Genomic DNA, 12,855 nt, shown 5'->3' with positions numbered 1-12,855 from the left:
ATCTGCCGAGGATGCTCTAGTGTGTGCTTGGGTTGTGTGAGACTTGCCACTTCTGGGTCATGCCGCCGCCTTCAGTTTGTCGAGAACGTTTTGCGGGGATGAAACGCCATAGGGGTCCGTCTCGCAGTTGTCACAGAAGCCTTCCTCCTCGAACCACTGCTCCACCACGCCATCGTCGATCAGAGCGGCGTATCGCCAGGAGCGCATGCCAAAGCCCAGATTGTCCTTCGCGACCAGCATGCCCATTTTGCGCGTGAACTCGCCCGACCCGTCTGGGATCAGCTCGATCTTCTGCAGCCCCAAGGACTTTCCCCACGCATTCATGACGAAAGCATCGTTGACCGAGACGCAGTAGATCGCGTCAATTCGCAGTTCCAGAAATTGATCATAGAGTTTTTCGAAATCGGGCAGTTGGAAGGTCGAGCAGGTCGGGGTGAAGGCGCCAGGCAGCGAGAACAGGATGACGCGCTTGCCCCCGAAATAATCGTCGGAGGTCTTGTTCTCCCACCGATAAGGATTTGGCCCCCCGATCGACTCATCGCGAACACGCGTGCGAAAGGTCACGAGAGGAACGTTCTTTCTGTCGGTCATTGATTTGCTCCCAGGCCAAAGTGGTACGGTGCATTTTTCGGTTAAACTGAAGCGGCATCGACTTCGGTCGACAGTTCCGGCAGCCTCGCGCCTTGGCGTGGTTGCCTCGGACCGGTCTTGTGCAAGACCGCCCCCGAGCAGGCACGTTTAAAGGCGACGAGCTTCCGCGGAGACGGGGAATTTCGCTCGCGTGCTTTATCGAGCTTTGAGAGGTAGGCATGGTCTGCAACCGTGATTTTGACTGCGTTCTATCGACCGAGTCGCAAGCGCCATGCCAATTGACCCGATGCCTTGGGTTCACTTCGGTTTTTGCAGCAACTTTCGTGTTGTGCAGTAATGCCGGTCGATATTATTGCTCAAGCAGCACTGGAAATTGGGTGCGACTCCGTTCGGCAAACCCGGCCTTTGTCCGAAGCCGGACACGAATGTCGGAAATAGCCAAACGCCAGGATCTGGGGCGGGTTAAGAAACGTTGCCGTGGGCACCGGCTTCAGCACAATTGCGCCACGCGAGCATGGCTCCCAGCGTCAATGCCGTGCAGCAGCGAGACGAAGTCACTGCAGAATATCAACCTCTGCGAAGTCGTTGAAACCCAGCATGTGCGAGCCGTTCGAGGCGCAGATCAAGGCATGCTCGAGGAAGAGCTCGTGCTCTCGGCAGCAAGTGTTGCGACGTCTGACAAGGATCGTCGCGCTTCAAGGAAAAGAACCTGAATGGTGCACGGCTTGTGAAGGCCGGCGCATGGAAATGGCTGGGCTGATCATCCTCCATGAGGGTTGAATGAAGAGCTGGCCCCTATCTCCCTCAGCTGCAACGGGGGGAGGTAGGGCATGTCCGTCTATCGCGCTGGGTAACATTCCTCGGTGAGGCAATAAGGGGGAGCAATTTCTCATTTCGGCAGACACGACCCAGCTCTCCTTTCATGCGCTGATTCCCCCAAGGGAAATCGCGACTCCAGGCTTCCTATGCAGCGAATCGCGGTGCTGTCCGATGTCCGACAATGTCGGATGCGGATCGTAGCTGGGCTAGATCCGTCACTTTGCCTCGATGGTTTCCCACTGGCCTTATATCTGCTTCGCCCCAAATGCGGCGACATAACCTGTGCGGCATCTGTGAATGGATCGACTTCAATCGAGACCTCGGAGGTCCCGATGCGCGAAGGGAGCTTGCCGATATGACGGCCACCATAGCGAACCACGGTCCGGACGACGAGGGGACTTGGATCGGCGGGCCTGCGGCGCTGGGACACCACCGCCTGGCAATCATCGATATCCAGGGCGGCCGTCAGCCGAGGATGCTCCAGGAGGATGGCCGACCTGACTTGGTGCTCGTCTACACGGGTGAGACTTACAACTACCGCGAGCTGCGTCAACAGCTGGCCGGCCTAGTCCATCGCATGAACACGAGCAGTGACACCGAGGTGGTGCTGCACCGCCCCCGCGAGTGGGGCTCTTCGGCGGGTACACTTTTTTCACGAAATCCGTGAATGTTTCTCGCGACATCATCCCGCAATCGGTGGTGCAGCGGGTGAAGAGCCCGTATCCGGCTATCCAGAATGCCGCCTACGACAAAATACTACGTACGCGGTTCACTGCGATGCTGGACGACCTAGTGCCGGCAGTGGCACCGCTGTTGTCCGTCGACAGGTCCCGCGCTTGCTCGGTGCGACCAACAACCTTAAGCGCTAGGGCGTAACCTGACCCTGCAAGATCTCCTCACCGACTATAAGGTGCGCCTCACGATCTGAGACGATGGGACAGGATGGCTAAGGAGGTGCGCCGTCTTGCATGCCCCGCCACCGAGGCGAACCCTCTTGGCTACGCGCGCCACAGCGACGCTCCATATCGTCAGGCCTGCGTCTCATGCTCAGATGAGCCGGTATTTGGCTCTCTCATCAGCAAACCGAGAGAGCCCATGCCAAGACGGAAGCAAGCAAGACGAACGAGCGTCAGAGATATCCTGCGCCTGACCCATAAACAGGGCAGTCCGGTGGGCCAGGTGGCAGAGCAACTGAGGTTCGGCAAGACTTCGGCTTCCACCTATCTGCGGGCGCTGGAGACGGGCTGTCGTGCAGGCCCTGCATGCGGCTTTGAGGACGATGCGATGTTGAAACACCGTCTGTTGCGCCGAATCGGCCGTCGGCCACACGTTGGGTCGTCATCAGGTTCTCGACAGCTTGCCGGTGTCAAATCCAAACCGTGGTCGGCGATCCCCACCAGGGTGGGAAGGCAGCGCTGATATAGCCGAACGTCGATCAAGTCACGATCAACTATTGCCTCATGTCACATGCCCTGCGGGACTGAAAAACGGAGAAGAACATGTGCGATGCAAAACTGAAGACCGTGCTTTCGCTTTTTTCGCCGGTGGCCAGCAAATTAGATGCTCTCTCGTCCAACGGACCAGCGACGGATGCAAATTGCGTTAAGCTAAATACGAACGAGAACCCGTTTCCGTTGCCGAAGAGCGTAATGCAAAGTGCAATTGCTGCGATCGAACACCAGTATCTTTATCCGGAAGACGACAATCTCAGCTTAAGGGCAGCTGCCTCCGATGCTTACGGATTTTCCAAAGATCAGGTGATTGCCGGCAACGGTTCGTCGGAGCTGCTCGGACTCATCTACAGAGCTTTCCTCGCCCCAGGAGATAGAGTGGCGATGCTGTCGCCCGGATTTTCGTTCAACCGTAAACTTGCCATGTTGCAGGGTGCCGAGTTTCTCGAAATCGCATCGAGCGAAGCTCATCCCCTGCCGATAGAAAAACTGCTGTCCGGCCCCGCAAAAGACGCGAAGTTCATTCTGTTGGCTAATCCGAACAATCCGACCGGAACATTCGTGCCGGTGGCCGAAATCGAACGCCTTGTGGAGCAAGCAGATCGCTTGGTCGTCTTGGATGAGGCCTACGTTGACTTCGCACCCGACAATGCCCTGCGCCTCGTCAATAGACATCCGAATCTTTTGATCTTGAGGACTTTTTCAAAGAGCTATGCTGCTGCTGGCGTGCGAGTCGGCTTCGGTTTCGGTCACCCAGAAATCATTGGCAGGCTGCGCAACATCCAGAATGTCTTCAACATGAACGTGATCGGGCAGGCGGTCGGGAAAAGCATTCTTGCGCATCGCCACGCCTACGAAGAGAACCACAGGCACATCAAGCATGAACGACAGCGAGTGACCCTGGCGCTGTTGCAACTTGGCTTTTCCGTAACACCCTCCCACGCAAACTTTTTGCTGGCCCGTGTGCCGGCGGGACAGGAGGGCTCATGCTGGCAAGCCGCGTTGAAAGAGCAGGCGATCCTCATCGCCAGCTTTCCTGACGTAGATTTGAAGAACTGTATTCGCGTCAGCATTGGCACCACAGAGCAGATGGACAAATTCCTTGCTGCCGCCAAACGCGTCTGTATGAGCTTTAAGAAGAATCGCGGTGTGCACAAGCATTAAGTCAATTCACATTAAGCGCCAAGTAATAGGTGCTGATATGTCGCCAGCTATGATGATTAGCGAATAAATAATAGGTAATTTGGAGAACAATTAATTGAAGAAAATTTCCGCTTCGGGCCTGACCTTCGGCATCTTCGATCATCTGGACGAAAACGGCGATGACATCGCACAACAATATGCAGATCGGCTGAGCCTAGCAGAAGCGTGCGATGGCTATGGCTTTTATGCGTATCATCTCGCCGAGCACCACTGTACGCCGCATGGCAGAGGTCCATCACCGAATTTGTTCTTAGCGAGCGTCGCCCAGCGAACCCGCAGTCTTCGTGTTGGTCCCATGGTAATGCTACTTGCGCTCTATCATCCGCTGCGTGCCTTCGAGGAGATCTGCATGCTTGATCAGTTGAGCGGCGGCAGGCTTGAACTCGGCATAGGGCGCGGCTCTGCTCCCACTGAATTGGGATACTTCGGGGTTGCTGTAGAAGCAGCACCAGAACAGTATGCGGAGGCCAGTGAGATTCTCATCAATGCGATGAAAGGCGGGACGCTTTCTTATCAGGGCCGCCACTTTGAGTTGAAAGATGTTCCGCTGACGTTGAGACCTCACCAATATCCCCATCCGCCGACATGGATCGCCACCAATCGACCCGAGCCGGCTAGCTGGGCCGCTGCGAATGGGGCAAACATCGCCTGCGTCGGACCTTCCACTTCTGTTCGCAGCGTTACCGACGCGTTCCGCGCCGCCCGAATTCACGATGCTGACATTGGCCAGCAAGCGCCATTTCTTGGATTGCTCCGAATGGTGGTGATAGGGCGTTCTGAAACAGATGCGTATTTGCTCGCAGCACCTGCCTATGAACGATGGCTCAATAGCTTCAAATTTCTATACGAACTAAATGCCATTTCCACTCCACCAAACTTGCCTTTGAACTTCGATGCAGCAATTGAAAGTGAATTGTGCGTCGTGGGAACGGCAGATTCTGTCCGAAAAGCTCTCCTTGATCAGCTGGAAGAGGCAGGTGCTAATTATCTTCTGTGTCAACTGGCATTTGGGGATTTGCCGCTGGATGCCTCACTATACACCGCATCGGCCATTCGATCCGAAATCATGGCTCGAGTTGCCGCATCGTGAATCCGTCGTGTGATTGGAGGAGCAGCGGCAGCGCTGCTCCTCATTGCGAAACGGTTGTGGGGGCCGGACTCCTGTCAGGTGTAAACCATTGGAGCACGTCCTATCTGATCCAGGTCATATCCTGCGGCTTTGAAGTAGTTGGCACATTCGGCTGGGGTGAAGAGGTCGACGACCGCGCCGAGGCCTTGCCCCTCTGATCTAATCCGGTTTGAAGTTCGTTCTGGCCCATCCAGAGGATCAGGACATGAAACGCAGCCGCTTCTCTGAAGAGCAGATCATCGGAATTTTGAAGAAACACGAGGCCGGGGTATCGGTTGGCGATCTGTGCCGCAAGCACGGGGTCAGCGACGCCTCGATCTACAATTGGAAGGCCCGCTTCGGCGGGATGGATGTCACCGAGGCTCGGCGACCTGAAGGGCTGGAGGACGAGAACACGCGCCTGAAGCGGCTTCTGGCCGACGCCATGCTCGACAATGCCGCGTTGAAGGACCTTGTGGGAAAGAAATGGTGACGCCCGCCGCCAAGCGGAAAGCTGTCGCTCGCCTGAAGGAAGGCTTCGGGATGAGCAAACGGCGGGCGTGTAAAGCCATCGGCTGTTGCCGCATGACGGTTCGCTACCAGACCAGCAGGCCGGACGACCGGGAGGTTCGCGAGCGGATGAAGGCGATCGCGCAGGAGCGTCGCCGGTTCGGCTACCGGCGTCTTCTCGTGATGCTGAGGCGGGAGGGCCTGGTCGTGAACCACAAGAAGCTGTTCCGGCTCTATCGGGAGGAGAAGCTCGCCGTTCGCCGCCGTGGCGGCCGCAAGCGGGCGATCGGGACCAGGGCGCCAATGCTGGTGCCGCTGAGGCCCGACGAGTGCTGGTCGCTCGACTTCGTATCGGACCAGCTCACCGACGGGCGCCGCTTCCGCATCCTGGCCGTCGTCGACGACTGCACGAGACAGTGCCTGGCACTCATCGTTGATACGTCTCTCTCGGGCATGCGGGTTGCCCGCGAATTGGACCGGCTCATCACTAGCGCGGCCGGCCCAGGATGATCGTCAGCGACAATGGCAGCGAGTTCACCTCGAACGCCATCCTCTCCTGGGCGGATCAGAACCGCGTCGAATGGCATTACATTGCGCCCGGCAAGCCGATGCAGAATGGCTTCATCGAGAGCTTCAACGGCCGACTGCGCGATGAACTGCTCAACGAGACGCTGTTCACCTCGCTGGCTCAGGCGCGCGTAGCCATCGCCCTGTGGCACGCCGACTACAACACCGCGCGGCCGCACTCCCAAATCGCCTGGCAGACCCCGGCCAAGTTCGCCAGCACCTTCAATCCGCGACGGTCGCTCGCGCTGCGCTATGCCAAAGGCTCCGCGCCAGCGCCCGTCGCTTCACCCGCCCAGCAGGGCACAACCCACGCCGGAAACGAACTCAAAACTGCTGGGGCAACGTCAGTCCCATAGAGCCTTGATGGTCGGCCTTTGCTCGCAGCAGCGCCTTAGGTTGGGCGAAGGCGTTCTCAATCGGATTGAAGTCGGGACTGTAGGGCGGCAGGTAGAGCAGGCTCGCCTGCGGCCTCAATCGCGCCGCGCAGGGTTCTCCAGGCGGATGTCGCCAATGTCAAATTTGCTGGCATCCATGTCGCCCTCGCTTTCTGGTTCGAGATCGGAAAATCGCCGAATAATCAGCACATCAACCTGCGCCTGAAGGAGCTCACTGCCACTTTCGGCTGGCGGGGTGTGCCGCCCCACAATTAGAATGTCAATTGTCGTGCCAACCGCACAAGCGAAGGCCAGAAAGCCAACATGTGTTCTGCGGCTTAATTAAGAGTCAGCCGATGTCGGCCGAACATCACCTTGTCTCGAAGTCGACGATCCGACAGCAGATTGCGAAAGTTGGCGCGATGCGAAACAAACTGCTGAAGCGCTCAACTTTTATTGATCACGCGTGTTGGACGCGACGCACTCCCGTTCCAATCGGGCTGAGCGCAAATTCTCCCGGTTCACAAAACTGAGTCGCTGGAGTAGTGGGGGCGCAGAGAAATCTCCGGTCGCAGCCTTACCCGGTCAAAACAAGGATACCAATGATGAAGACTCTCGCCGTCTGCTCTGGCGGATTGGACTCCGTTTCCCTTGCTCACATGGTGGCAGCGGAGCACGAACTCACCGGCCTTCTATCTTTCGACTATGGCCAACGGCACAGGAAGGAATTGGGCTTCGCCGCTCTTTGCGCGCAGCGACTGAAGGTCCCGCACCAGATCATCGACATCGGCGAAATTGGCCGTGGCCTTTCCGGCTCAGCGCTGACTAGCAGTATCGACGTGCCGGACGGCCACTACGCCGAAGACACGATGAAGATTACGGTGGTGCCGAACCGCAATGCCATCATGTTGGCAATCGCCTTCGGTCTCGCCGCCGCCCACAGCGCCGAAGCGGTGGCGGCGGCCGTGCATGGTGGGGACCATTTCATCTATCCCGATTGCCGTCCGGCCTTCATTGAAGCTTTCCAGACAATGCAAGACCGCGCGCTCGACGGCTATGCGCAGATACGCCTCTATGCACCGTATGTGAATCTCGGAAAAGCTGACATTGTTGCGGATGGCGCAAGATACGGCACCCCGTTTGCTGAGACCTGGTCCTGTTACAAGGGCGGCGTGCGTCACTGCGGACGATGCGGGACCTGCGTCGAGCGGCGCGAAGCGTTCCATCTCGCCGGGCACGCTGATCCCACCGACTACGAGGACGCCGATTTCTGGCTTGAGGCGCTGCGCAGGAGGCGCGCGTAATGTTCCACATCACCAAGGAATTCCACTTCTCGGCCTCGCATCAGCTCACCTCCTTGCCTCCCAACCATCAATGCGCGCGCCTGCACGGGCATAACTATGTCGTCGTAGTGGAGCTGTCGGCCAAGGAACTGGACGCCCACGGCTTCGTGCGCGACTATCACGATCTGGCGCCGCTCAAACGCTACATTGACGAGAGCTTCGACCATCGGCACCTCAACGACGTGCTGGGACATGAGAAGGTCACGGCGGAATGCCTGGCCAGACATTTCTATGAATGGTGCAAGGCACGTCTGCCGCAGACCGCGGCCGTGCGCGTTAGCGAAACACCGAAAACTTGGGCGGAATACCGTCCGTGACCGACATGCATCCCGCAATCCGTGTGAGCGAGATATTCGGGCCGACTATCCAGGGCGAGGGCGTGCTCATCGGCTTGCCGACGGTGTTCATCAGAACCGGCGGATGTGATTATCGCTGTTCATGGTGCGACAGCCTTCACGCGGTGGACAATCAGTATCGCCATGAATGGCTACCGATGCCGATCGATGCCGTGTGGCAAACCGTCCATGCGCTTTCCGGCGGCAGGCCGGTTATGGTCTCCTTGTCAGGCGGCAACCCGGCCATTCAGCCGTTCGGTCCCCTCATAGAACGCGGCCATCGCGAGGGCTATCGTTTTGCACTGGAAACGCAGGGTTCCGTGGTGAGGGAGTGGTTTGCGGATCTTGACGTGCTGACCCTTAGCCCAAAGCCGCCGTCCAGCGAGATGACCACCCGTTGGGCTGCGTTTGATGCATGCCTCGAAGCGGCGCAAGAGAAGCCGCAAATCGTGCTCAAGCTCGTCGTTTTCGACGAGAGTGACTATGCCTACGCCAAAGAAGTCGCGGCGAGATATCCGCACCTTCCGATCTATCTGCAACCCGGCAATCACACGCCGCCGCGCCCTGGCAGTGAAGACGCCTCTGTCGACTTGGACGGAATAATGATGCGAATGGAATGGCTTGTCGAAAGGGTGACTAGCGACAGGTGGTTCGAAGCCCGCGTGTTGCCGCAGCTGCACGTTCTGCTTTGGGGTAACAAGAGGGCGGTCTAGTCTGCGGCTTGCGTCGCACCGGAAGGCCGGGCTCCAACGGCTTGGCAGGCTCTCTTCGCGTGCCGAGTACAGCCGAGCTTTGTTCGCGTCAGCGGTCTCGCGATTGTGCGGCTGGAAACCGCCCGGACACCCCGCTGCCGGCGTGTGTCACCTTGACTCCGATGAGCTGTCGTCACGCAAAGTTGAAATCCGCAAGAACTGGCCTTCTCGCCCCACCTGCTCCGTCGCAAGCACGTCATCCCCTCATCCTTGTCCAGCTCTTATCGATGTATCTCATTGTCCGGCCTGACGCACGACTGTCAGCATGGGAATGCATCCATTGCGCAAATGCCTTCCATAAAGAAGATCGATTTCCTCACTGGCCCAACGTGAAATATAGCAACGTTTTCGTGGCGTGGGTCGGCTGCGTCGGGAGTAGCGATGAAAACGTATTAGGGTCGCCTGCGTCTCCTTGGGCAGCGAGTGTAAAGTATAGCGATGCGGCCTCCGGCGCGAACGGCAGCCGCGCAGTGATCACCTTCGCCTGTGCCTTTGCGGCGGGGGTCAAGCGCTGGTCTGCTCAAATTTTTTATCGTTTAGCTGGTTGAAACTGCTCCCGTTGCGGGCTGCAGAAGCCGGCCAGCCGAGAAACGGCAGCCGCACTTATGAAAGCACGCCAAGGCATGCGGGCATCTATCAGTTGCAAAGGACAATACTGGCCGCGCCGATTGGCCATCACGCGTCCATTAGGGCAGCCACCAACATCAGTTCGCAAGAGGAGCAAAAGTAATATGTATCGTCGTCACCTGATCAAAGGGTTGGTTGCGCTCGGCGCATGCCGGATTTGCGTTCAAGCCGCCCAAGCGACCAGTGCCCATTGGGGGTACACCGGTCCGGTCGGACCGGAGCACTGGGCTGATCTGGATAAGGAAAATTTCGTATGCTCTGCCGGCACGCAGCAATCGCCGATCAATATCAACAGCGCGGTCAAGGCGGATATCCCGCATATCGCCATCGGCTGGCACAAGGGCGGCGGCAATATGGTGAACAACGGCCACACCATTCAAATCAATATGCCACAAGGCAGCACGCTGACCCGCAGCGATCGTGTCTACGAACTGGTACAGTTCCATTTCCATGCGCCAAGCGAACATCACGTGGCGGGCAAGAGCTTCCCGATGGAGGTGCATTTCGTTCACAAGGACACGCAAAGTGGTACTCTGGGCGTGCTGGGCGTCTTTTTAACGCCCGGCGCGACAAATGCCAGCTTTGCTGCCCTTGCTGCGGCCTTTCCCGAACTGCCGAATGGGGAGGTGACGATCGACGAGGTGAATCCCAACTGGCTTCTGCCAGCCTCGCTTGGCTATTGGACTTATGAGGGCTCACTGACGACGCCGCCGTGCACCGAAAACGTCGAGTGGATGGTGGCGATGGAACCGGTTGACGTTGATCCGGCAGACATCCAGCGATTTGCCTCCCTCTACCCGTCGAACGCGCGCCCTATTCATTCACCCAATCGACGCTTCATCCTGCGCCAGAGTTGAGCGCCGCCCCAGCGGTTCCGCACGGTCCAACATTCTTGGCACAAGTTGGCGCGAAGCCTCCTCTTCCGGTCTGGCGGTCTGACGGCGCTCCCCAAGCTGGCTAGTCTAAATGATAGGGATTCGGTGCCGACACCACTCGTCCCAAAGACGTCGCGGCGAGGTTTGTCTGCAACCCGGCAATCACACGCCGCCCCGCCGTGGTAATGAAGACGTCTCTGTCGAGTCCGACGGAATATGATGCGCATGGAATCGCTGGTAGAAAAGGTGACCAGCGACAGGTGGTTCGAAGCCCGCGTCTTGCCGCAGCTGCACGTTCTACTCTGGGGTAACAAGAGGGTGGTGTATACCTTCTCCTAGCTTCGCCGCCAACTACTCGGTTTTCCGAATTGCTCTCTATATTCTTGAAGACGATGCGTTCGTTAAAGACATGTGCTGCGCACCTGGTGTAAAAGCTGCTCTCATCATGCAGAGGTCAAGCCAGTCGGGCTCATCCGAGGCTATGGCCGTGAGCACTGTTCAGTTCGGCAGAGAGGGCGCTTTTGTACACACTTTGCGATCGTGGCGGCCCCGTGGGCAGATCTGCAAGCTGCCGCGACACTAACCTCTCGAAGCCCGCCCGCCCGCCTGTTGATGCGTGTCTCCCAGTAAGATTCCTGTCCAAGAACGTGATAATCTTCTTGCCAGTGTTGTAGCTGATGTTGCCCTTGATGCCGCAGCCTACCGCGGCGGGACCAAACTCAATGGCAAGCAGGCCGGCTAGGATCGTGCAGCCAGTCGCGAGCCTCGCCCACAACGGGGTCTCACGCGCATGAGGGCGCCGACCATGGGTTCGGCGGTTCGTACGCGTATAACACGTATCTTTCTGAAAAAATCAATGCTCTCGGCTAAGCTACTGAATTATTTGGCTTCCATATAGCGCGTCGGCGGAACCAACTTGTAGACGGGCTATGAAAGGTTAAGCGCGGATGTCTATCGGCCGCCGGCGTTCCCGCTCTGTAAGCCTGCCTGAACTACCCGCGCCGCGGTCAAGCCCCAGGCTCCTGCTCATCCAGCGACCGCCCGATCAATGGCAGGCTGGAAAGACAAGAGCCGATGTCTTCCGATGGTCTCGCCATCAGCTTTGGGCTAACTTCCCCATTCTCCCGCTTCGAGCTCGACACACGGCGGTTTGGATGGCGCACGACAATCTGTGTCGGCTTTGTCGTGTCCGTGACAGACGCCTGAAAGGCCCGTTCGCGCGTTTTGCCGCCGTCTAAGCGGCTGGAATTTAATGACAAAGTTTTTTCTGGGATCGGCCGATCACGCTGGTACGCTTTTTGCGATGCTTGGTGTGAGGCGGCACGAGCTGCCTATCGGCACTTGTGTCGCGGGCAGTCGCGATGATTAGAACGAAGGAAGGAAAGCTATTATGTCAGGTCTGCGTCAGATCGCCTTTTACGGAAAAGGCGGCATCGGCAAGTCCACCACGTCCCAAAATACGCTCGCTGCCCTTGTCGACCTCGGGCAGAGAATCCTCATCGTAGGATGCGACCCCAAAGCCGATTCCACACGCTTGATCCTGAATTCGAAAGCTCAGGATACCGTCCTGGATCTCGCCGCACAGGAAGGTTCGGTGGAAGACCTCGAACTCCAGGACGTGCTCAAGGTGGGCTACAGAGGCATCAAGTGCGTGGAGTCCGGCGGCCCCGAGCCGGGTGTCGGTTGCGCCGGCCGCGGCGTCATCACCTCGATCAATTTCCTCGAGGAGAATGGCGCTTATGACGATGTCGATTATGTCTCCTATGACGTCCTCGGCGACGTGGTATGCGGCGGCTTCGCCATGCCGATCCGCGAAGGCAAGGCCCAGGAGATCTATATCGTCATGTCCGGCGAGATGATGGCGCTCTATGCCGCCAACAACATCGCCAAGGGCATCCTCAAATATGCCCATTCGGGCGGTGTGCGGCTGGGCGGGCTGATCTGCAATGAACGTCAAACCGACCGCGAACTCGATCTGGCCGAAGCACTGGCTGGCCGATTGAATTCCAAGCTCATCCACTTCGTGCCCCGCGACAACATCGTCCAACATGCCGAACTCAGGAAGATGTCGGTGATCCAGTACGCGCCGGACTCAAAGCAGGCAGGGGAATACCGCGCTCTGGCCGAGAAGATCCACGCCAATTCGGGCCAGGGTACGATCCCGACGCCGATCACCATGGAGGAGCTGGAGGAGATGCTGCTCGACTTCGGCATCATGAAGACCGACGAGCAGATGCTTGCCGAGCTTCACTCCAAGGAAGCGGCGAAGGCGGCGGCCCAGTAGTGACATTAGCGCTGCC

At 58.1% G+C, this 12,855-nt stretch carries 9 protein-coding genes and 3 pseudogenes; 10 read left to right on the top strand and 2 right to left on the bottom strand.

Annotated features, from left to right (window positions below; translation table 11 throughout):
* Positions 1 to 57 precede the first annotated feature (57 nt).
* Positions 58 to 591, bottom strand: a complete 534-nt coding sequence (locus EN861_RS09290; RefSeq protein ID WP_029356553.1) for a peroxiredoxin — start codon at positions 589 to 591, stop codon at positions 58 to 60.
* Between the two features lie 1,174 nt (positions 592 to 1,765).
* On the opposite strand from EN861_RS09290, the gene EN861_RS09285 reads away from it, so the two are divergent.
* The 4 genes and pseudogenes from EN861_RS09285 to EN861_RS09270 all read left to right on the top strand — a co-directional run bounded on the left by EN861_RS09285 (position 1,766) and on the right by EN861_RS09270 (position 6,605).
* A complete protein-coding gene (locus EN861_RS09285; RefSeq protein ID WP_206437555.1) occupies positions 1,766 to 2,077 on the top strand; it encodes a hypothetical protein in 312 nt (103 codons plus the stop codon).
* A gap of 832 nt (positions 2,078 to 2,909) precedes the next feature.
* Entirely contained in the window at positions 2,910 to 4,025 is a 1,116-nt protein-coding gene (gene hisC / locus EN861_RS09280) for a histidinol-phosphate transaminase (protein WP_126063823.1), read from the top strand.
* Positions 4,026 to 4,119: 94 nt separating this feature from the next.
* A complete protein-coding gene (locus EN861_RS09275) occupies positions 4,120 to 5,154 on the top strand; it encodes an LLM class flavin-dependent oxidoreductase (RefSeq protein ID WP_095484287.1) in 1,035 nt (344 codons plus the stop codon).
* A 244-nt stretch (positions 5,155 to 5,398) separates the two neighbouring features.
* Positions 5,399 to 6,605, top strand: a pseudogene (locus EN861_RS09270) (IS3 family transposase).
* A 13-nt stretch (positions 6,606 to 6,618) separates the two neighbouring features.
* Here the strand turns inward: EN861_RS09270 and EN861_RS09265 are convergent.
* Positions 6,619 to 6,736 (bottom strand): annotated as a pseudogene (locus EN861_RS09265) (transposase); the annotation flags it as partial.
* Positions 6,737 to 7,228: 492 nt separating this feature from the next.
* On the opposite strand from EN861_RS09265, the gene queC reads away from it, so the two are divergent.
* The 6 genes and pseudogenes from queC (at position 7,229) to nifH (ending at position 12,839) form a co-directional block, all read left to right on the top strand.
* On the top strand, positions 7,229 to 7,927 hold the full coding sequence (gene queC / locus EN861_RS09260) for a 7-cyano-7-deazaguanine synthase QueC (protein WP_063170389.1): 699 nt from the start codon (positions 7,229 to 7,231) through the stop codon (positions 7,925 to 7,927).
* Complete coding sequence (gene queD, locus EN861_RS09255; RefSeq protein WP_126063824.1) at positions 7,927 to 8,283, top strand: 6-carboxytetrahydropterin synthase QueD; 357 nt, start codon at positions 7,927 to 7,929, stop codon at positions 8,281 to 8,283. Before queC ends, queD begins: the two co-directional genes overlap by 1 nt.
* Before the next feature lie 5 nt (positions 8,284 to 8,288).
* Complete coding sequence (queE, locus tag EN861_RS09250) at positions 8,289 to 9,014, top strand: 7-carboxy-7-deazaguanine synthase QueE (RefSeq protein ID WP_164752747.1); 726 nt, start codon at positions 8,289 to 8,291, stop codon at positions 9,012 to 9,014.
* 770 nt (positions 9,015 to 9,784) lie between these two features.
* Entirely contained in the window at positions 9,785 to 10,537 is a 753-nt protein-coding gene (locus EN861_RS09245) for a carbonic anhydrase (protein WP_126063825.1), read from the top strand.
* 160 nt (positions 10,538 to 10,697) lie between these two features.
* A pseudogene (locus EN861_RS36200) lies at positions 10,698 to 10,894 on the top strand (7-carboxy-7-deazaguanine synthase QueE); the annotation flags it as partial.
* Positions 10,895 to 11,945: 1,051 nt separating this feature from the next.
* Positions 11,946 to 12,839 carry a nitrogenase iron protein gene (gene nifH / locus EN861_RS09235; protein WP_024505261.1) on the top strand — a complete coding sequence of 298 codons (894 nt, stop codon included), beginning with the start codon at positions 11,946 to 11,948 and terminating at the stop codon, positions 12,837 to 12,839.
* The last annotated feature ends 16 nt before the right edge of the window (positions 12,840 to 12,855 follow it).

Origin of the sequence: Mesorhizobium sp. M8A.F.Ca.ET.218.01.1.1, from assembly GCF_004791165.1 — a bacterium.
GTDB lineage: Bacteria > Pseudomonadota > Alphaproteobacteria > Rhizobiales > Rhizobiaceae > Mesorhizobium.
The sequence above is the reverse complement of the archived record's forward strand: the minus strand, read 5'-3'. Positions and strand labels throughout refer to the sequence as shown.